Origin of the sequence: Dawidia cretensis (assembly GCF_018598175.1) — a bacterium.
Classification (GTDB): domain Bacteria; phylum Bacteroidota; class Bacteroidia; order Cytophagales; family Cyclobacteriaceae; genus Ohtaekwangia; species Ohtaekwangia cretensis.
In genome coordinates, this window is the sequence record NZ_JAHESE010000005.1 from 120,176 (window position 1) to 140,080 (window position 19,905).

Sequence of the window (19,905 nt, forward strand, 5' to 3'; positions counted from 1 at the left end):
GAATGCTAGATCGTAGTGTAGCGCCTCCGTTTACCCGGAGCATCGACTTTGAATTGATTCAACCCCGTACGCAAGTACTGGCCAACGGCCTGAAGATGTTTATTATCTCGGGTGGTTCGCAGGAAGTAGTGCGCGTAGAAATGCTGATGCGCGCCGGCCGCTGGTTTGAAAAGACCTCGGGGGCGGCCTACTTTGCCGCCAACCTGTTGTCGAAAGGCACGTCTACAAAAAGCGCCTACGAAATCGCCCAATACTTTGACCAATATGGCGCGCACTTTGAAGTAAGCGCCGGGTTAGATGTAGTATCACTGTCGCTCTACACACTCACCAAAAACCTGGCGCCCACCCTGGCCCTGGTACGCGAGTTGCTGGAAGACTCTACCTACCCCGAGAAAGAGCTCACGCAGCTCAAGTCTATTTATATTCAGAACCTGAAGGTAAACCAGGAGAAGACCAGCTTCCAGGCCGGCAAGCTGATCCGCCGCAACCTCTTTGGCGAGTCTCACCCCTATGGCAAAGAGCTGGAAGAAAAAGACGTAGAAGCGCTCACGCGCGAGCAGCTCGTACAGCACATGCAGGCTTTTGGAAAAGACCTGGTCGTCTTTGCCTCGGGCCGCGTAAACGAAGCGGCAGAACAGACTATACGGGAAACGCTTTCGTCGTTGACTCTCTCGCCCGTGGCGCCGAAGACGATCGAACCGATACATGCCCTGCCTTCTCACCAGTATCAGAAGAAGGAGGGAAGCATGCAGTCGTCCATCCGCATGGGTCGCAAAAGCATCGGCCGGGCGCATACCGACTATGCCCCTGTATTGTTGATCAATCATATCTTAGGCGGATACTTCGGCTCGCGCCTCATGAAAAACATTCGCGAGGACAAAGGGCTGTCGTACGGTATATACTCATCGTTACAAACACTTCAGCAGGACAACTACATGGTCATTGGCGCGGACGTCAACAATGAGAACCTGGAAATGACCTTTGCCGAAATCCGCAAAGAGCTGGGCCGCCTCTACACCGACCCCGTAGGAGCCGAAGAGCTCGAAATGGCACGCAACCACTTCATCGGCAGCCTGCAGTCCGAGATCACGACCCCGTTCGCCCACGCCGAGAAAATCAAAAACATATACCTGCACGGCCTCCCGGCCGACTATTACCAGACCCTGATCCACAAACTGGATGCCCTGACAGCCGAGCAGCTGATGCACACCGCCAAGCAGTATTTTGAAGAAGACAGCTTCTTTGAGGTAGCGGTCGGTTAATTCCCAATAATCCACTCACAATCAATTAAATAAAGAAAATAAGGGTCGACCATACTATTCCTCCCCCAAAAATCAGAGATTTGAAAGCCTTATAATCTCTATCTTCACGGGACTTATCGAACCCTATGGATCTAACCATCTTCTTTTCTCCGCTCGACGAATCGCTCTACTCCGACATCACGGCACACTCCAGCTTCTACAAAAACATCGTCACGTTCAGTGACAAGATGCCGGACTATAAAGGTGCGCACATCGCGATCTTCGGTGTCGGCGAAGCCCGGGGCGCAGCGCGCAACGCAGGAACGGCCGAAGCACCCGATGAGATCCGTCGGAAATTATACCGGCTAAAGAAAGGCACCGGGGCGTATCGTATTGTCGACCTGGGCAACCTGCGCCTGGGTCACGACCTGGAAGAAACCTATGTGCGCGTGAGCGAGGTATGTCGCATGCTGTTGGAAGACAATGTGCTGCCCCTCATTCTGGGCGGCTCACAAGATTTGGATTACGGCCAGTATGGGGCGTACGAAACGATGGATAAGTTGGTCAGTCTGCTGAATGTCGATGCCTTTTTAGACCTCGACGACAAGAGCGAGGCGGGCGCGAGCAGCCATCATATACACCGTATACTGCTGCACGAGCCGAACTACCTGTTCAGCTATACGCACCTGGCGTATCAAACGTACCTGATCGACCCCATGTCCGTGGCCGTGTTGGAGAAGCTATACTTCGAAGCCTTCCGCGTGGGGCAAATGCGCACCAATATGCAGGAGATGGAGCCCGCCATACGCAATGCCGATATGCTGTCGTTTGATGTTACCGCCGTGCGCTCGTCGGATGCGCCGGGCAATGGCAATGCACAGCCGTTTGGACTTACGGGCGAAGAGGCCTGCCAGGTATGCTGGTATGCGGGCATGAACGAAAAGCTTAGCTCCGCCGGGTTCTATGAATATAATCCGGCATTTGACGACGTCCATAAAAAAACAGCTTCTGTGGTCGCCACCATGGTGTGGTATTTTATTGAAGGCTTCTACCATCGCAAGCACGAACCGAACTTTAAAAGCAACGACTTCATGAAATACTCGGTGTCGATGCCGGTAGAGCCCGAGGTCATTACGTTCTATAAAAGTAAGTTCAGCGAAAAGTGGTGGATGGAAGTGCCCTACCCCAATGGACGGCAGAAATATGCGCGCAACAGCATTGTGCCTTGCAGCTATAACGATTACCAGGGAGCGCTCAAAGGTGACGTGCCCGAACGGTATATTAGCATGCTGGCCAAGCTGATCTGACCTGTAATTGCCGGGAATAATATTACTTTTGGGATTCCATGAAACTATCAGATATCATTCTCCTTTCTCTTGCGGTAGCTTTCCTGATCATCGGTATTCATCAAACGATGACGCTCGGCATTGGTCAGGCATACTGGGCGCTCATGCTCACCATGGTGTTGTTTTTTGTGATCGTACTGCGAAAGAAGAAGCGGTAACCTATGGACATAGCGCAGTTGCTTTGCATCGTGCTCACCATCCTCTTCGGTTCTTTCTTTGCGGGCATCGAGCGTGCCTTTTTGTCGGCCAATACCCTGGAGGTTGAGCTCGAGGGCCGGCTGGGCTCACCCGCTGCCCGCACCATGACATTTTTTCTACGTTACCCCCTGTGGCTGCTCGCCACCACCCGACTGGGCTATATCTTGTCCGTATTGACGTTTGGCGTGCTGATGGGCCGGTTCCTGCTGCCCATACCCGAAACGTTTGAGCCTACATTTTATCCCGTCGCCATGATCATCGCCGCCATTGTGGTCACGGCACTGCTCGTCATGCTGGCCTGGGAGACGCTGCCTGTCATCCTGTCGTCGGTCAGTCCGAAGCGGGTGCTGCTGATCCTGGCGATCCCGTTCGTGCTGGCCTTTGTCGCGTTGCTGCCGGTGGTAAGCGTGGCCATCTTACTGTCGCGGCTGTGGGTGATACACGTGCAGAAGACAGCATTTCCGGGCGACGGTCGTCTGTTTGGCTCCTATGACGTAAGCCGCTACCTCAAGGCGCTGGCTGCCGGGCGGCGTGAAGAAACAAGCAGCCACACCCGCGTGCTGCAAGACGCTATGGCATTCCGGCATTTAAAGGTGCGCGACTGCATGATCCCACGCACCGAGATCATCGCGATGGAGATCGATAGCGACGTCGCAACGTTGCAACAGGCCTTTGTCGAAAGCGGCCACTCGCGCATCATTATTTACCGCGGCACAATTGACGACGTGGTGGGCTATTGTCCTTCCAATAAATTATTTGCCCACGTAGAACGCATTCACGACATCCTGCTGCCGATGCTGACCGTGCCGGAAACCACCCTCGCCAACGACCTGATGATCCGGTTTGTACGCGAGCATAAAAGCCTGGCGTGTGTGATCGACGAATTTGGCGGCACCTCGGGCATTGTCAGCATGGAAGACATCATGAACGAGGTTTTTGGCGGCCGCGAAGGGGACCATTCGACCGACGACGAGCAGCGGCTGGACGAGCACACCTTTTTGCTTAACGGGCGGCTGGAAATCCGTTACCTGAACGAAACCTACAAATTGCAGCTACCCACGGGCAATTACGACACCCTGGGCGGACTGATCCTGGCCCACGCTGCCGAATTTCCGCGTCCCGGCGACGTTATTGCGGCCGGTGAATTCACGTTTACGGTCCAATCGGTGCGCGAGAACCGCGTGGGGCTGGTCAAAGTGGTGAAAGCGATTGCAGGCACCGCACCGGAGTCTTCCGGTAAGGCCGTTTAGTCTCCTTCTTTTTTAGGCGTAAAATTCTGCGGTTCAGAGCACTTAGGCGTTAAATTTTAGGGTGAAATTTTTCTAATACAGAGAACGGATTAAATTTGCGGCTCTTTAAAAAATACTTATGGCATTTATTGGAACATTGCGCAGCAAAATGGGCACCTGGGTGGTGGTCTTTGTATTTGTTGCGATTGCGGCGTTTATCCTCGGAGATATCTTTAGCGGCCAATCGAACATCATGAACTGGGGCCGCAACACCGTAGGGGAAATTGCCGGAACAGAAATTTCGTATGAGACGTACCAAAACGTGGTACGCGAACGCGAGGCCAACTGGTACCTCAATACCGGCCGCGAGCCCGGCGAGCGCGACATGCCCGGCATCCGCCAGCAGGCGTGGGATCTGCTCATCGCCCGCAATGCCATCGAACCGCAATATGCCAAACTGGGAATTGAAGTAACCGACGACGAAGAGTGGGACATGCTTCAGGGCAAAAACGTTGACGCGGGCATCCGTCAGGCGTTTACCGATCCGCAAACCGGACAATTCAATGCCGCCAAAGTGGTAGAATACATGCAGCAGATCAAAACTATGCCGGCAACGTCCGAGCCCCGCATCCGCTGGGAGATCTTCCAGCGCGACCTGCGCCCGGGCCGTCAGCGTATCAAGTATGAGAATCTGCTCATCAAGAGCTCGTATATCACCAAAGCAGAAGCAGAACGCGAATACCACCTGCAAACCGACGTTGCCGAAGTGAAATATGTATACGTGCCGTTCTACGCGGTAAGCGATTCTGCCGTAAAAGTGACCGACGCCGACCTGGAAGCGTACTACAACAAGAACAAAGAGAAATACAAGACCGAAGAAGTTCGCAGCATGAAATATGTTAGCGTAGAGGTTGTTCCTTCCGCGACGGACTCAGCTGCCGTAACAGAAGACCTGGCCCGCGCCGTAAAAGAATTTGAAACAGCTGAAGCTGATTCTGTATATGCTTCGAACAACACCGACGGTACCGCCCCGTATACAAAGTATAACCTGGGCTCACTGCCGGCGTTCATCCAAAAAGAACAACTGGAACAAGGTAACGTAATCGGCCCCTTCCTGGATGGCCAGACCTATAAAGTGGTGAAAGTATCGCGCATCGCGAAAGACACGGTCTACAGCGCGCGTGCGAAACACATCCTCATCAAGTGGGACGATGCCAGCGACGCAGGCAAAGCCGCAGCCAAAGAGAAAGCCCGTGACATTCTGAAAGACATTAAAGGTGGCGCTGACTTCGGTCAGAAAGCCCGTGAATTTGGTTCGGATGGTACTGCCCAACGTGGTGGTGACCTGGGCTGGTTCAGCACTGGCCAAATGGTGAAGCCTTTCCAGGACGCCGTTTTTGCTGCGACCAAAACAGGTGTACTGAACGACGTCGTAGAAACGGATTTCGGTTACCACATCATTGATGTGACCAACACCAAAACGAACGACGCGTATGTACTGGCAACGGTAGAACGCGAGATCGTAGCAAGCGACGCCACCATGAACGAAGCATTCCGCAAGGCAGAAAACTTTGCTTCGGAAGTCAATGGCCTGGAAGACTTTGACAAAAAAGCACAAGCTGCCGGTCTGACCGTACTGGAAGCTAAAAATATTACGGCTGGCGAGCGCCGCATCAGCACACTGGGTGAAGCCCGTACGATTGTACAGTGGTTGTTCCGCGACGCCTCTGTCGGCACCATCTCACAGGTGTTTGAAGTAGAAGGGCAAAACGTCGTGGCCATCATGACCAGCGAGATCAGCAAAGGCTACAAGCCCCTGTCTGTGGTGAAAGAAGAAATTCGCCCGGCGGTGACAAACGAAGTGAAAGGTCGCGAGATCATCCAGAAACTGGAGGCGCAGAAAGGTACGTTGGATGAAGTTGCCGCTGCCTTTGGAAGAGACGCGGGTGTATACAGCAGCAGTGACCTGAAGCTGAGCAGCAACTCCATGCCGACCGTGGGCTTTGACCCGATAGCCGTTGGTACAGCATTTTCACTGGAGCCGGGCAAGCGCTCGAAGCCGATCGCCGGCGAGAACGGTGTGGTGCTGATCGAGCTTCAAAACAAGACCGTCGCTCCGGCCGCCCAGGACTACGGCGTGTACAAAACGCAACTGGAACAAGGTAGCCAGAACCGCAGCAGCTATAGCATTGCGGAGGCCATCAAAGACAAGTCTGAAATTTCAGACAAGCGCTATAAGTTCTTTTAATTAAATATTCAACATAATGGCGGCGCCCTGGCATCACTGCCGGGGCGCTGTTTTTTACTCATGGACGAACAGTGGATCAATGGCTTTCGTGAAAAACTTGACCAACACTATACTTGGCCATCACTGTATATTTTTAAATTCATCGTGCCCAAAGGCAAGGAAGAAGACCTGAAGCAGCTCTTTCCATTGCACACACCCACCGAGAAGGCCTCCAAGCAAGGGAATTACACCAGCATTACCATGCAAATGATGATGCCCTCCAGCGATGCCGTAATCGACGTGTATATCAAAGCTTCCCAGATAGAAGGCATCGTGGCATTGTAAGGCACGGTCTTTTTACAGGCGGTATATAAAATCGTAAGCGTAAATCTCTGCTCGTATGGAATGGAAAAACGAAAAGAATCGGCTTAAGAAGACATTTACCTTCAATGACTTTGGCGAAGCATTCGGGTTTATGACCCGGGTGGCCTTGCTGGCCGAAAAAATGAATCACCACCCCACGTGGACAAACTCCTGGAACACCGTAAGCTTTGAGCTGTCGACACACGACGCCGGCGACGTGGTGACCGAAAAAGACAGGACACTGGCCGAAGCGATCGACCGACTCGCCGGCACCCCGGCAACGAACTAACCCATGCAGCCCGAAGCAGCCAACCCCACCGTACTATACATTGTCCCCACGCCCATCGGCAACCTGGCCGACATCACGCTGCGGGCACTGGAGGTATTGAAGACCGTCGACCTGATCCTGGCGGAAGACACCCGCACATCGGGCTTTTTGCTCAAGCATTATGCCATTGCGCGGCCGTTGCAGAGCTTTCACAACTTCAACGAGCACAAGGTACTCGGTACGTTGGTGCAGCGCATGGAGAAAGGAGAGGTGATGGCGCTGGTGTCGGATGCCGGCACGCCCGGTATTTCCGATCCGGGCTTTCTGCTGGTACGGGCCGCGTTGCAAGCCGGATTAAAGATCGAATGCCTGCCGGGCGCCACGGCCTTTGTACCCGCGCTGGTCAAGTCGGGCCTGCCGTCAGACCGCTTTGTATTCGAGGGCTTCATACCGCAAAAGAAAGGCCGCCAGACGTTGTTAAAGAAGCTGGCCACGGAAGAGCGCACCATGATCTTTTACGAGTCGCCCTACCGGTTGGTCAAGACGCTGGAGCAATTCGTGGAATACTTCGGACCGGAGCGACGCGCTTCAGTGTCGCGCGAGCTGACCAAGATGTTTGAAGAGACCGTGAACGGCACACTGCCGGAAGTAGTGGCACACTTTCAGGCCAAAGAGGTCAAGGGCGAGATCGTTATCGTCGTAGAAGGCTTGCCCGATTGATGCACGGATGTAAATAATTATTATCTTCACCTCGATCATTTATAACGGTGGCGATGGATATAGCAGGAATTCAACAGAACGTCAGAGAGCTTTGTCAGGAAGTAGGCGCGTTCATTCAACACGAGAGCGAGAACTTCGACCTGAGCCGGGTAGAACAAAAGGACAGCTTCAACAACCTTGTATCGTATGTGGACAAAGAGGCTGAACGCCGGCTGGTCGCTACGTTGCACAAGCTGTTGCCGCAGGCCGGCTTCATCACCGAAGAAGAAACCGTACAGCAATCCCATCAGCACGAGTATAATTGGATTATCGATCCACTCGACGGCACCACGAACTTCCTGCACGGACTACCTATATATGCCATCAGCATCGGCTTGACACGCGGTGAGACAACCATCCTGGGCGATGTATACCACGTGGTGCGCAAAGAGTGTTTCCACGCCATCGAAGGCGGCCTCGCGTATTGCAACGACAAAGTCATTCATGTATCACAAGCCCCTGCGCTGTCCGACAGCCTGCTGGCAACGGGCTTTCCATATTACCATTCCGAAAAGAAAGACGCCTACCTCGACATCATCCGAGACTTCCTCGAAAAGTCGCACGGCATACGCCGGCTGGGCAGCGCCGCCATTGACCTGGCCTACGTGGCCTGCGGCCGCATCGAGGGATTTTTTGAATACAACCTCAATCCCTGGGACGTCGTAGCCGGCGCCTTCATTGTACAGCAGGCCGGCGGCCGCGTATCGGATTTCTCCGGTGGTAATAATTTCGTGTTTGGCCGGGAGCTGTGTGCTGCCAATGGCCACATCCACAACGAAATGCTAAGCCTGATCCAACGCCGCTGGAAATAAGACAAAATCTTTAAATATCCTTACGTACTTTTGATTTCGGGCATTTTGCATGAATATCCAGGCGCTTGTAAATCAAGCCGTTCATTCTTTTAATGCCCTTTCGCAGACGCCTGTAGTATTTCCTCTGCTATTTTTAGAGCCAAAGAATATTTGGTTATCTTACTTACACCGTATGGCCCATTTTGTGAAAAGCCGGCATTTTTTGCGGCAGCGGTCAGCATATAGTACAGGCCTCCTAACGTGCACGGAAATCCAAACGCATAGGTTTTTCCGTATATGCCTGGACATCTGGTAACTAATAAATAAAAAGCTATAGATACACTTATGATTATGGGACAGTTATTGTATTCGCAGCAGTTGAAGGAGCAGCTTATCAACATCGAAGCCACGGCTAAAGAGCTTGCCAAAGAGGATCCCGCGAAGTCGACCGAGCAATTTCGTGCCGAAATAGACTTTATCGTAACTCTGCTCAAAGAAGCCCAGCAAATGGTTGATTAACCGGAGCTCGTCCTTACCTGAGCTGAAAAGCCGTTCCAGTTTTCCGGGGCGGCTTTTTCTGTTGATGCGCCGCCAGTCACTGGTCGATAATACAAGCGTGGTTGATCGTCGACGGCTGGAGCAAGTGTTAGTGCCGAGCGAAGCGCAGGTACGTCACTTGTGCCTGGTGTGTTGGCAGTGTCCCGACTGCCTTCGGGCAGCAGTGAAATATATACTACCGGTTGATCCACCACAGAGGTCATTACGCTCGTCTCCGCTGTACTGATTATATTTTCTTTCTGTGCAATCACTGGTATAGCATAACGATAAACTTTAACCTCTGGCTTCTCTACAACAGCTTCTTTCAACGAATATACATACCGCATTTCCGGCTGCCGGAACCCTTCGGATACTTTCTTGACTTTCACTATGGGCAAATCTTCTATCACCGCTTCATCCGCCACGTTAAATTCTTCCTCTCCCATTTCATCATCCCCAAGACCACCACCCGGTACATCCTCTTTCCCACGCAATGCCAGGATCTTCGCCGAACCAAATCTTTTCACTTCATCAATCTTTCCACCCTCCCGAAAGGCGCCATATTCAATACCAATCGATAACATCAACGTCCACCGGTTGTCTGGTGGGAGTGCATTCATGGCTAATTCCAGCACCGTGCTTTCCATTCCTTCTAACGAAGGGTTCCAACCGGTTGAAATATCAATCGAGTAATATGAGGGATCATACCACGTGGGTGGCAAATACTCTTTCGCGGCCACATCAAATGTCACATCCGGCACAATACCCAGCGTAACCGTCAGGCGAAACATTGCGTGGTTGTTTTGCGGGAAATAGTTAATATCACGTATCAACTCGGCAATTTCAATACGGGCCGAACGATTGGCGCGGTCCATCGTATAATATACCGGTGTACGCACAATGGAGTCGAAGCTGGGTGCTTTATACATGGTTGAAAAACCTTCGAGCAGGCGCGTATGTTCAGAGAGCGTGATACTGCGGCGGCCCCATTCGCTGGTGCCGTCGCGCAATTGCACCTGGCGCATAATGCTGTTGATATCACTGCCGAAGTTATAGTCTGACAGACGCCGCAGTTGATGCATGGCCATCCGCACGTAGCTGCCGTGGCGCGAGCAACCGCCGAACTCCGACATGGTACGGCGCGTATTTTCAAAGCTGGGACTGGTTTTTACTTTTTCGCCGCTGGGTCCGCCCTTGCGCCGAACGACAATCTTGTCGACGCCGCGCATGCGGTAAGCGCTCAGCATGTCTAACTTACCGGTAAAGGCGAATGGTCCTTCGAGAAAGGGCATAATCGATTGGTTTTAAGGTAACGAGAGGTTTTTTCGACAACATCCAACGTTGTAACGGTGTCTACTTCGAATGTACGAAAAGGTGAGTAACGGTCTATCTATTGAATAATTTAAATTTTTAGGAAAAGATCTTTAGCTGGTGATGTTCAATACATATATAATACTTTAATATCTATTTGACAAAACTTAATAAACTATTGAATATCTATTCTATATCTCAACTCCTAGCAGGCACTATACCGGATTTTTCGGGGGTGTTTGGTAGGGATGGAGAAAGAATCTAAAAAGTTTTCTTGGTAGGGGATCCTTGAACGGGAATGGATAAATCCTGGATGCGGAAATATATCAGGGAAATTATCCAGGCCGATTCGTGGGGTCCACGGCAGTCTGGAAACTGCAGGCAGTTCCGGGTACAAGTTCCGCACCTACGCGAACGCTAGGTCCTGCCTGTCGGAAGGCAGGGTTAAAACTTGCAACAGCACATTCGTGGTAGCTGGCGCCCCGACCTTACCGGGATGACTGAAACCGTTGCCAGACTGGCGGGGCCGCATTTAAATGATCAAGCTTGGTTTTGTTTGTGTACACTAGCCATAAGGTTGGTTTGCAGTATTCGTAGGAGGCGCGAGTATGGAGACTGACCTCATCCTGACACGTCGGAACGAGTGTCCGTCTAAGACGGGCTGAGACGCGCGCCAGTTACACATGGGCCATCCTTTTATCGCAGATTTCTTGCCAGATTTAATAGATTGCCGTAATCTTAATGATATGAAAATCTCGTACACCATCCTGGCAGGTTTTTTTTCCATTTTGCTGCTGTTTGTAACCACGACGTTTATCAACTACCGGCAGTCTGAGCTGATCAATGAAAATAGTGAGGCGCTCACCCGGTCCAGCACGATCTTAAAACACAGCAACCGCTTTCAGCGAAATGTGCTGAACATGGTCAGCGGCTTGCGCGGGTATCTGCTGACGAATGAGCCATTTTTCATTCAGGCGTATGACTCGGCCATGCACGAGAACGATGACATTCTGCACGAGCTTTCGGAGCTTATACCCGATAGTTCGGCACAAGGGAGCATGCTGGCCGGGATCAGCGCATTGAATTCACACTGGCTGGCAGAATTTGGCAAGCCATTGATCGAGGCCCGTCGGTTGGCGGGTGGCTCCGATAGCAGCATGGCGGCATTTAACAAGCTATACCGCGCCAAGATGGTGACAGGCATCGAGAAGAACATCAACCGGTCGCTGCAAAATAAGTTTCGGGAGTTCAGCAACTACGAGTATGCCTCACGCGAAGAGCAACGGGCTGGGCTGACAGCGTCGATACAAAATACCAAACGGATTTCATTTTTTCTAACGATGTTTTCTATCATTGCCGGCATCAGCATCGCAGTCTTCCTGGCAAACTATATATCGTCGGGTGTGGTGAAGATGGTGCGCATGGCAGAAAGCATTTCGCAAGGGCACTACAAAGTCTCCATGCGGGCTACGGGCAAGGATGAGCTCAGCAGTCTGGCGCGTGCACTCAACCACATGGCGGGCGTGCTCGCCGAAAACATTTCGCTGTTGAAACGCAAGAACGACGAGCTCGATCAGTTCGCCTACATCGTCTCGCACGACTTGAAGGCGCCCCTGCGCGGCATTGACAACGTGGTGACGTGGATCGAGGAGGATCATACTACCGAGCTTTCGCCCAAAGTGACCGAATACCTGGATTTGATCAAAGGCCGGATCAAGCGCGCCGAGAATTTGCTGAACGGTATTTTGTCGTACTCACGCGTAGGCCGCGAGCTGCAACAGCGCGAAACGGTTGATGTTAACCAGCTCATTGAAGAAGTGCGCGAGAGTCTTCCGCCACACTCGGGTATACAGCTGGAAGTACAAGCCGCGTTGCCGGTACTGCAAACCGAAAAGCTGCCGTTGCTCCAGGTATTTACAAACCTGATTACAAATGCGTATAAATATCATGACAAGCCCCAGGGTTATGTAAAGGTATATTTTCAACACCTGGGGCCGACATACGAATTTTACGTCGAAGACAACGGCCCCGGCATTGCGCAGGAGTATCACCGGAAGATCTTTACCATCTTTCAAACACTGGAAGAGCGTGATTCTTTCGAAAGCACCGGCGTGGGATTATCGATTGTGAAAAAGATACTGGACGATCGCAAGCTGTCGATTCGGGTACAGTCAGAACCGGGGCGGGGCGCTACGTTTATCTTTACGTGGCGTGCGAACGAATAGATGTCGGAGACCGCGTCCATACGCATGCTGTTTCCCGCGCCGTTTATCAAATAACAATCGCCTTCATATGCGCGCAGGCGCCTTTTTTGGGAATTGCAAACACTATTTGCAATTTTTCGAGTCCCGTCGTGATCAATTATTTGGTAATTTTGTCATTTCGAAATGATTCCGTACGCTTGAGACCGGCATGCTAAAAGTAATTCAAATCCTACTGGTAGAAGACGACAATCTCGACGTGATCGATGTCGGACGCACACTTGACAAGATGGCCATCCTGTATAAGATGGAAGTGGCCCGTAACGGCGAAGAAGCTGTGCGCATTCTCTCGGAAAAGACGGCTGCCGGAAGCGAGCTGCCCGACTTCATTATCCTGGATATAAACATGCCGAAGATGAATGGCTTCGAGTTCCTGGAGGCGTTGCGCAGCCGCGACGAATGGAAGGACCTGAAAGTATTTGTGCTCACCACCTCGGGTGAAAAGGAAGATCGTCAGGCAGCCAAAGATCTGGGCATCGCGGGCTACATCGTTAAGCCGTTGAAGCTGAACAATCCGGTGTCGAACGACGCCTTTAACCTGATGATCGATCTGATGAACATGCGCGGATAAATCACCGCCGCCACCCAGGTATTACCTCACTATTTAGAATCATTTTTGAAGATCACAATTCGGTAACGATTGTTTTGCCGAATGGTAACATCCTGCTTCCAACCCTATAGAATATTCACAATGCCGTAATTGCGGCTTGATACCTGTTTTTTGCTGTGCCTGTACCTTGTACACATAAATTTCAAAACCCACATACAGACACATGAAGAAATTATCTACACGAATAGCATGCCTGGCACTGGCAGCTACTATGGCCCTGGCCTCTTGCGAGGGACCGGAAGGCGATGCAGGCGCAAAAGGTGATCAAGGCGACAAAGGAGATAAGGGTGACAAAGGCGACCAGGGCGAAGACTACCCCAGCGCTGTCGAGCTGAAAACACATTCCATCACACAGGACGTATTAATAAAGAAGCCCGGCTTCGAGAGCGTTGAAACCTACCCCCTCATCAGCAGCGAAGACCTGATCAGCGGCTTTACCTTTGGTGGTTCGGCTGACGGTTCAGGCCTGCTGAAGTTGAACAACGGCTACAGCCTCCTCGTAAACCACGAAGACAATTTCTCGGTGTCCCGTATTTTCCTGGACGAAACATTCACCCCGGTATCGGGTGAATATATCCTGAACTCTACCGGTGGTCAGTGGAGACTTTGCTCGGCCACACTGGCTACGCCGGAAGTACACGGCTTTGGTCCGCTGTACCTCACGTGCGGTGAGTCCAGCGTAGAATCGCGCACACACGCCCTGAACCCGTTCGCACAAGGAGCGCAAGCGGGACAATCACGTGAGCTTCCTGCCTTCGGTCGTTGGAACGCTGAACAAGCACTGCCCCTGCCGAAAACAGCTTTCCCGGGTAAAACCGTTATTATGATCGGTGACGATGACTCCGGTGCCGATGGTGGCCAGGTAGCCATGTATGTATCGAACACCGTAGGTGATCTGGCGAATGGCAAGCTCTATGTGCTGCGCCGCAAAGACCTGGTAACGCGCGAGAAAGACATGAACGAAGAAGACGTCGTGGACGTTGAATTTGTAGAGATCACAGGTCAGACAACCATGACCGGTGCTGAGATCAATGCAAAATCTACGGAGCTGAAATCTATCGCTTTCAACCGTGTAGAGGATATTGACTTCCGCAAAGACGGTGTAGGCCGCGATGTATACTTCAACGTAACGGGTAACAGCGCAAACACAGCTGACCGTTCGAAATACGGCCGTACATATCACATCAAGCTGAGCGACACCAACCCCCTGGAAGGTACTCTGGAGCTGATCCTCGACGGCGATGACCGCGCCGGCAAAGCAAAAGACTATCAAGATGTCGACAACATCCTGGTAACAAAAGACTATGTGTATATCCAGGAAGACCCGAACGGCTACGGCGACGAGGCACACGACTCGTATGTATACCAATACAACATCGCTACAAAAGAGCTGAAGCCGGTATTCGAGCTGAACCATTTCCGCACCGATGCGACGCTGTCTGCTAAATTTATGAGCGCCACCTCTGCAAAAGGTAGCTGGGAATACGGTTCATTCATCGACATCTCTGACATCATTGGTGTAGAAAATACTTTCCTGCTGTGCGTCCAAATGCACTCCTGGAAACTGCCGGCGTTCAGAAACCCTGACGGCGGTACCGTGCGTCCTGACGAAAATCAAGGTAGTATGATCGTTGTGGTCAAAGGCCTGCCGAGATAATAATAGTTCATAAGATTTAGAAATCTGCTGCCCTGGTCATCTCGTCGGGGCAGCTTTTTTGTTTTTAGAAAAGTACCTCAACCAAGTCCTCCTACGATGAAGTATATGTTTCTGCGCCGTGCGTCCTTTCTGCTCGCGGCTTCTATCGGTATATTGGCCGCCTGTCAGCCCGCCGAAAAAGAGGTAGACCCGGTACAAGCCGTTCACCACTACCTTCAGTTACAAACCGATACGCTCGATCAGCGGTTCCAGCAGCTTCAGCAGCGTGTGGAAGCACATGCGCCTGCTGCTGAGCTGCAACAATCGTTCGAGCAAGCGCGCGATCGATACAAAAACATCGAGCCATTAATTGAGTTATATTTTCCCGTTTTTGCCGATGCTGTCAATGGGCCGGCAATTGACGAACAGGAGCCACACGAAGGTGGTAAAGTAAACTTTGCCACAGGTTTTCAGGTGATCGAAGAATATATATATCCCGTCGTCGACACCAGCGCTCAAACCGAGCTCGTCAAAGAGACGAGATTTCTGGCCGGCATGATCGGCCGCCTGCGCCAGCTCATATCGAACAATCAAATGACCGACCAGCACATCTTCCAGGCTATGCGCCTTGAGGTACTGCGCATCATGGCGTTAGGGGTTAGCGGCTTTGATTCGCCCGTAGCGCTGCGCTCGCTTCCTGAATCCGTCGAGGCGTTGCAAGGCATTGAGCACATCCTGAACTGCTTTGAGCAACAAGTGCCGGCCACCGAAGTAAAGGCGAATCTCGCCAGGGCATATACCTTTTTACAAAAGGATGTGAGCTTTAACGATTTCGACCGTGCCACTTTTTTCGCCGACATCATGACACCGTTGTCGAAATCACTGTATGCCTACCAGCAGACGTTGGGCATTGCCAATCGCCCGCTGATCTCCGCAATAGACATGAGCAAGGACAACTTTTTTGAAAAGGATATTTTTACCGCTGACTATTTTTCCAATCCCGACAATCGCCAGCCACAGCCGGAAGCTGCCCGACTTGGCAAGATGTTATTCTTTGATCCCATCCTTTCGGGCAATAATAAACGTTCTTGCGCTTCATGCCACCAGCCTGGCCGGGCCTTTACCGATGGTAGAGGCAAGAGCCTGGCTTTTGAAGGTAAGGGTGATGTTTCCCGAAATGCGCCCACGCTTATCAACGCGCTGTACCAACGCATGCTATTCTACGATTTGCGCACCATGTTCCTGGAAGACCAGGCGGCGGATGTAATGGCGAACGCCACCGAAATGCACGGCCACATCGACGAGGCGGTAATCAAGATTTCGAAGAGTGAAGAATATCAGGTACTATTTAAAAAAGCGTACAACAAACCTGTCACCAATCGCACGATACAACTGGCGCTGGCGGCCTATATTCGCTCATTGTCGTCCATGAATTCCGGTTTTGACCGTTACATGCGCGGTGAGAAGACCGCCATGCCCGCGGAAGCTGTCGCGGGCTTTAACGTCTTCATGGGCAAAGCCAAATGTGCCACGTGCCATTTCATGCCGCTATTTAACGGCACGGTGCCGGCGCTCTATATGAAGTCAGAATCCGAGGTTCTCGGCGTACCGGCGAAACCAGACACAGCGCATGCGCAAGTGGATACCGACCTGGGTAAGTTCAATACGTATCATGACGATCTGAACAAAAACGCCTTCAAGACACCCACCATCCGCAATGCAGGTCTCACCGGTCCGTACATGCACAACGGTGTGTATACCTCACTTGAGCAAGTCATTGACTTCTACAACCGAGGCGGTGGCGCCGGTATCGGCATAGATCTGCCCAACCAGACGTTGCCGACCGACAAGCTTGAGTTGACGGCCCAGGAGCAAAAGAACATCATTGCCTTTATTCACAGCCTGACCGACACGACCGGCCTCACAACGCCCCCGCGTCACCTGCCGGCATTTCAGGACGCGGCACTCAATGCGCGAAAAGTAGGCGGCGAGTATTAGGGATCGGGCTCTGTAAGTTGACATTATATCCAGCCATCATGCCGGACCGGGCACATCATGCCGCAATATGCGCGGCACCACACGCTTTCATAAGTTTAGGTTGATCATCGTGACGATGTGTCCGGCACCGGGCATGAGGCAGTTAGGCTACATTCATTTTTCAATGCTTGCCTCATGCCGGTTGTGGCTCCATGGGAAGAAAACAAGCGTACAAGCCGAAAGCGTCGACGGCTTTTCTGAAAATACCCAGGGTATGTGGGGAATGTAGTGCGACCGCCCTGGCGGAATAGTTTTTGGTAATTTTTTCCTCACATCAACGCTACACTTCATGTATATCCTGGGAATCAACGCTGTCTTTCACGACTCGTCTGCTGTATTGCTCCATGATGGGAAGCTCATCGCGGCGGCAGAAGACGAACGTTTTACGCATGTTAAACACGGTAAGCGCCCGGTGGCATTCACCACGTATGAGCTGCCGTTCCACGCCATCGACTATTGCCTGCGCGAGGCGGGCATTCATATCAACGATGTCGATCACATAGCCTACTCGTTCCAACCGAATCTGTTGTTGACGCGCGAACGGCGACAACAAAATAACATTACGCTGCCACTCCACCATCGTGGCGCGGCGCACGACAGCGAGTGGTTATCGCCGTGGGATCCCTTGTTTCTGTCGTACATTTTGAATGCGCCTGAGCAGCTGCGCGATGGATGGCCCCATCATTTGCAAAAGCGCTTCCGCGGAGCGAAAGACATGGCTCCTCATTGGCATTACGTGGAGCACCATATATCCCACGCGGCGAGTGCGTTCCATCCTTCGCCGTTCAAACGCGCCGCGGTGATGACCATCGATGGTCGCGGCGAGCTTGCCACCACCGCGTATTACCACGGTGTAGACAACGAGCTCCGTGCCCTCGGTCAGGTCAATATGCCACATTCGCTGGGCTTACTCTACGAACGAATGACCACTCATCTTGGCTTCTTACACTCGTCCGATGAGTATAAGGTCATGGCGCTGGCCTCGTATGGAAAACCGACTTTCGTCGAAGAGTTCCGTTCCATTATTGAAATCGGTCCGAAGGGACAATATACTATTGACAACGCCGACCTGACGGCACTGTTCGGTCCCGCGCGTGTAAAAGAAGATCCTTTTACCCAACATCATTTCGATGTTGCCCACTCAATGCAGAAAGTGCTGCAAGAGAAAGTATTGCTATTGGCCGAATGGCTGCAGGCGACCACGGGCGAAGAAAATCTCTGTATGGCCGGGGGCGTGGCGTTAAACTGCGTGCTGAATGCTTACCTGCGCGACTATGGCCCCTTCAAACGGAGCTGGGTGCAACCTGCGGCAGGCGATGCCGGCACCGCGCTGGGCGCGGCCCTTTGGGTAGACGTGCAGCAACGTAAGCCTGCGACACGAAACTTTACGATGGACCACGCTTACTGGGGGCCGGCGTATAGCGACGACGAGATTCAAAGGTTTCTTGACTGGGCCAAGGTACCCTATACACGCATGGAAAATGTGGCCGAAGAAACGGCTGCCATCCTGGCACAGGATAAGATCATCGGCTGGTTCCAGGGGCGCATGGAATTCGGTCCGCGTGCGTTGGGTAGCCGGTCCATTCTCGCCTCGCCGATCAGCGCGTCGATGCAGGCACGTCTCAATGAAGTAAAAGACCGCGAAGACTTTCGCCCGGTGGCACCGGTAGTGATGGAAGAATATGCCGGCGAATGGTTTGACCATGCACAGACATCGCCGTTCATGCTCTATGTATACCCGGTGAAAGAGGACAAGCGGGAGCAGATCCCTGCCGTGACACACGTCGACAACTCGGCGCGGATCCAAACGGTAAACCACGATCAACATCCGGAATATTATAACTTGTTAAAGGCATTCTATCAACTCACCGGGGTGCCGGTATTGGTCAATACATCTTTTAATACGTTGGGTAAACCGATCGTCTGCACACCGCGTGACGCCATTGAATGTTTTTGGAGCTCGCCGTTCGATGTGCTGGTGATCGGGTCTTTCCTCATCGAAAAGCAACGTGAGGCTCAGTCCTATGAAGCCGCGACGGAATATCTTTCCAACTTCTCGAGCACACGCTGAGTGACCGCCATCGGATCGGCAGCTTCATCGAACGTCATGACCTGGTGTTGCTGCCGGTCCAGCGGTGCCCACCGGCGCACGTCAGAGTGAGGCGAAAATAATACCAGGCTGGGCACGCGTAGCGCTGCGGCAATGTGTGAGACACCCGTGTCATTGCTGATCAGGAAAACCGCGTCACGAAGCAATGCGGCCAGCTCGCCGAGGCCTACATGCCCGGCGGCACGTACCAGGTTGATCGGCACCTGACTCATCTGGCCGACTACTTCGTCGAGCAGCGTGCGTTCATCTTCCGAGCCGGTCAACACGACGGTATAGTCGTGGCGGATGAGCGCATCGCCGACAAGGGCATAGTTTGCTGCCGGCCAGCGGCGTCGCACATCGCGTGCCCCGGCATGCAGACAGATGTAGCGGGTTTTGGCTGGCAGCGCCAGCGTTTTACGGAGGTCGTGATAATTTTGTTCCTCGTCGGGAAGGATTGGGAATTCCAGGTCTATGCCATGACGGCGGATGCCCAGCGCATCGACGAGTTTCAGAAAGCGTGTGATCTCGTGATCGGTATCGGGTGAAACCGGAAAGAGTGCGCAGTCATCGTGAAAGTCCAGGTCGCGCCGCAGTCCGGCGGTATACCGCGCGTTGAAGAGTGAGCATAGCGCATTGGTCACGGCGCCATTGCCTTGCATCTGCAGCACGAGATCAAACGAACGCTGCTGCATGGCCGATAAAAAATCGACCGCCTTTACGGCGTCGAAGGGTTGTTCCGGTAAGCCGGGCAATCCTGGTGCGACAATATGCTCGTCGAAATAGTGTGCGAATCGCTGCACAAAGGCCTGTTGCCACGGCAAGCCGATCAGGGTGATGGATGCTTGCGGAAAAGCTTTGCGTATAGCCCGCACCGTGGGAATAATGCAAAGCATGTCGCCGACATACAAGGAGCGGAAGATGGCAATTTTTTGAATGTTATGGAATGGTGATGCGGGGGAGGATGCTGTAGACGTCATATTCCGGGAGCCTCTAATTTAA

17 protein-coding genes are annotated in these 19,905 nt (G+C 52.4%); 15 read left to right on the forward strand and 2 right to left on the reverse strand.

Translation table 11 applies throughout. The annotated features are described in order from the left end of the window. The first annotated feature begins 2 nt into the window (after positions 1-2). From KK062_RS07925 to KK062_RS07970, 10 genes are all read left to right on the forward strand, one after another. Positions 3-1,262, forward strand: coding sequence for a M16 family metallopeptidase (locus KK062_RS07925; protein ID WP_254083735.1), 1,260 nt, complete (start codon positions 3-5; stop codon positions 1,260-1,262). A gap of 125 nt (positions 1,263-1,387) precedes the next feature. After that, positions 1,388-2,548: a formimidoylglutamase gene (locus tag KK062_RS07930; RefSeq protein ID WP_254083736.1), complete on the forward strand. Its 1,161-nt coding sequence runs from the start codon at positions 1,388-1,390 to the stop codon at positions 2,546-2,548. A 38-nt stretch (positions 2,549-2,586) separates the two neighbouring features. Next, entirely contained in the window at positions 2,587-2,745 is a 159-nt protein-coding gene (locus tag KK062_RS07935) for a hypothetical protein (protein WP_254083737.1), read from the forward strand. Between the two features lie 3 nt (positions 2,746-2,748). Then, positions 2,749-4,035: a hemolysin family protein gene (locus tag KK062_RS07940; RefSeq protein ID WP_254083738.1), complete on the forward strand. Its 1,287-nt coding sequence runs from the start codon at positions 2,749-2,751 to the stop codon at positions 4,033-4,035. A 118-nt stretch (positions 4,036-4,153) separates the two neighbouring features. Further along, positions 4,154-6,262 carry a peptidylprolyl isomerase gene (locus KK062_RS07945; RefSeq protein ID WP_254083739.1) on the forward strand — a complete coding sequence of 703 codons (2,109 nt, stop codon included), beginning with the start codon at positions 4,154-4,156 and terminating at the stop codon, positions 6,260-6,262. A 60-nt stretch (positions 6,263-6,322) separates the two neighbouring features. Beyond that, positions 6,323-6,586, forward strand: coding sequence for a YbeD family protein (locus KK062_RS07950; protein WP_254083740.1), 264 nt, complete (start codon positions 6,323-6,325; stop codon positions 6,584-6,586). Positions 6,587-6,641: 55 nt separating this feature from the next. Beyond that, positions 6,642-6,893, forward strand: a complete 252-nt coding sequence (locus KK062_RS07955) for a 4a-hydroxytetrahydrobiopterin dehydratase (RefSeq protein WP_254083741.1) — start codon at positions 6,642-6,644, stop codon at positions 6,891-6,893. A gap of 3 nt (positions 6,894-6,896) precedes the next feature. Next, positions 6,897-7,592 carry a 16S rRNA (cytidine(1402)-2'-O)-methyltransferase gene (gene rsmI, locus KK062_RS07960; protein ID WP_254083742.1) on the forward strand — a complete coding sequence of 232 codons (696 nt, stop codon included), beginning with the start codon at positions 6,897-6,899 and terminating at the stop codon, positions 7,590-7,592. A gap of 53 nt (positions 7,593-7,645) precedes the next feature. Then, positions 7,646-8,443: an inositol monophosphatase family protein gene (locus tag KK062_RS07965; RefSeq protein WP_254083743.1), complete on the forward strand. Its 798-nt coding sequence runs from the start codon at positions 7,646-7,648 to the stop codon at positions 8,441-8,443. 330 nt (positions 8,444-8,773) lie between these two features. Continuing rightward, positions 8,774-8,941 (forward strand): hypothetical protein, encoded by a 168-nt coding sequence (locus KK062_RS07970; protein WP_254083744.1) that lies wholly within the window; start codon positions 8,774-8,776, stop codon positions 8,939-8,941. Here the strand turns inward: KK062_RS07970 and KK062_RS07975 are convergent. Further along, positions 8,938-10,251 carry a hypothetical protein gene (locus KK062_RS07975; RefSeq protein ID WP_254083745.1) on the reverse strand — a complete coding sequence of 438 codons (1,314 nt, stop codon included), beginning with the start codon at positions 10,249-10,251 and terminating at the stop codon, positions 8,938-8,940. The genes KK062_RS07970 and KK062_RS07975 overlap by 4 nt on opposite strands. Positions 10,252-11,016: 765 nt before the next feature. Here KK062_RS07975 and KK062_RS07980 point away from each other — a divergent pair. The 5 genes from KK062_RS07980 to KK062_RS08000 all read left to right on the forward strand — a co-directional run bounded on the left by KK062_RS07980 (position 11,017) and on the right by KK062_RS08000 (position 18,885). Next, positions 11,017-12,495 (forward strand): CHASE3 domain-containing sensor histidine kinase, encoded by a 1,479-nt coding sequence (locus tag KK062_RS07980; protein ID WP_254083746.1) that lies wholly within the window; start codon positions 11,017-11,019, stop codon positions 12,493-12,495. A gap of 187 nt (positions 12,496-12,682) precedes the next feature. Continuing rightward, the gene (locus KK062_RS07985) at positions 12,683-13,102 is read left to right on the forward strand and encodes a response regulator (protein ID WP_254083747.1); all 420 of its coding nucleotides are present in this window, start codon (positions 12,683-12,685) and stop codon (positions 13,100-13,102) included. Between the two features lie 202 nt (positions 13,103-13,304). Continuing rightward, positions 13,305-14,798 (forward strand): hypothetical protein, encoded by a 1,494-nt coding sequence (locus KK062_RS07990; RefSeq protein ID WP_254083748.1) that lies wholly within the window; start codon positions 13,305-13,307, stop codon positions 14,796-14,798. A 96-nt stretch (positions 14,799-14,894) separates the two neighbouring features. Then, a complete protein-coding gene (locus tag KK062_RS07995) occupies positions 14,895-16,775 on the forward strand; it encodes a cytochrome c peroxidase (RefSeq protein WP_254083749.1) in 1,881 nt (626 codons plus the stop codon). 328 nt (positions 16,776-17,103) lie between these two features. Further along, positions 17,104-18,885 (forward strand): carbamoyltransferase family protein, encoded by a 1,782-nt coding sequence (locus KK062_RS08000; protein WP_254083750.1) that lies wholly within the window; start codon positions 17,104-17,106, stop codon positions 18,883-18,885. On the opposite strand, the gene KK062_RS08005 is transcribed toward KK062_RS08000, so the two are convergent. Beyond that, a complete protein-coding gene (locus tag KK062_RS08005) occupies positions 18,837-19,883 on the reverse strand; it encodes a glycosyltransferase family 9 protein (RefSeq protein ID WP_254083751.1) in 1,047 nt (348 codons plus the stop codon). The two genes, KK062_RS08000 and KK062_RS08005, sit on opposite strands and share 49 nt — an antisense overlap. Positions 19,884-19,905 lie beyond the last annotated feature (22 nt).

Excerpts from the sequence above, each read along its gene's own strand:
- KK062_RS07925 (WP_254083735.1), top strand. The coding sequence starts at position 3 with ATGCTAGATCGTAGTGTAGCGCCTCCGTTTACCCGGAGCATCGACTTT.
- KK062_RS07930 (WP_254083736.1), top strand. The coding sequence starts at position 1,388 with ATGGATCTAACCATCTTCTTTTCTCCGCTCGACGAATCGCTCTACTCC.
- KK062_RS07935 (WP_254083737.1), top strand. The coding sequence starts at position 2,587 with ATGAAACTATCAGATATCATTCTCCTTTCTCTTGCGGTAGCTTTCCTG.
- KK062_RS07940 (WP_254083738.1), top strand. The coding sequence starts at position 2,749 with ATGGACATAGCGCAGTTGCTTTGCATCGTGCTCACCATCCTCTTCGGT.
- KK062_RS07945 (WP_254083739.1), top strand. The coding sequence starts at position 4,154 with ATGGCATTTATTGGAACATTGCGCAGCAAAATGGGCACCTGGGTGGTG.
- KK062_RS07950 (WP_254083740.1), top strand. The coding sequence starts at position 6,323 with ATGGACGAACAGTGGATCAATGGCTTTCGTGAAAAACTTGACCAACAC.
- KK062_RS07955 (WP_254083741.1), top strand. The coding sequence starts at position 6,642 with ATGGAATGGAAAAACGAAAAGAATCGGCTTAAGAAGACATTTACCTTC.
- rsmI (WP_254083742.1), top strand. The coding sequence starts at position 6,897 with ATGCAGCCCGAAGCAGCCAACCCCACCGTACTATACATTGTCCCCACG.
- KK062_RS07965 (WP_254083743.1), top strand. The coding sequence starts at position 7,646 with ATGGATATAGCAGGAATTCAACAGAACGTCAGAGAGCTTTGTCAGGAA.
- KK062_RS07970 (WP_254083744.1), top strand. The coding sequence starts at position 8,774 with ATGGGACAGTTATTGTATTCGCAGCAGTTGAAGGAGCAGCTTATCAAC.
- KK062_RS07975 (WP_254083745.1), bottom strand. The coding sequence starts at position 10,251 with ATGCCCTTTCTCGAAGGACCATTCGCCTTTACCGGTAAGTTAGACATG.
- KK062_RS07980 (WP_254083746.1), top strand. The coding sequence starts at position 11,017 with ATGAAAATCTCGTACACCATCCTGGCAGGTTTTTTTTCCATTTTGCTG.
- KK062_RS07985 (WP_254083747.1), top strand. The coding sequence starts at position 12,683 with ATGCTAAAAGTAATTCAAATCCTACTGGTAGAAGACGACAATCTCGAC.
- KK062_RS07990 (WP_254083748.1), top strand. The coding sequence starts at position 13,305 with ATGAAGAAATTATCTACACGAATAGCATGCCTGGCACTGGCAGCTACT.
- KK062_RS07995 (WP_254083749.1), top strand. The coding sequence starts at position 14,895 with ATGAAGTATATGTTTCTGCGCCGTGCGTCCTTTCTGCTCGCGGCTTCT.
- KK062_RS08000 (WP_254083750.1), top strand. The coding sequence starts at position 17,104 with ATGTATATCCTGGGAATCAACGCTGTCTTTCACGACTCGTCTGCTGTA.
- KK062_RS08005 (WP_254083751.1), bottom strand. The coding sequence starts at position 19,883 with ATGACGTCTACAGCATCCTCCCCCGCATCACCATTCCATAACATTCAA.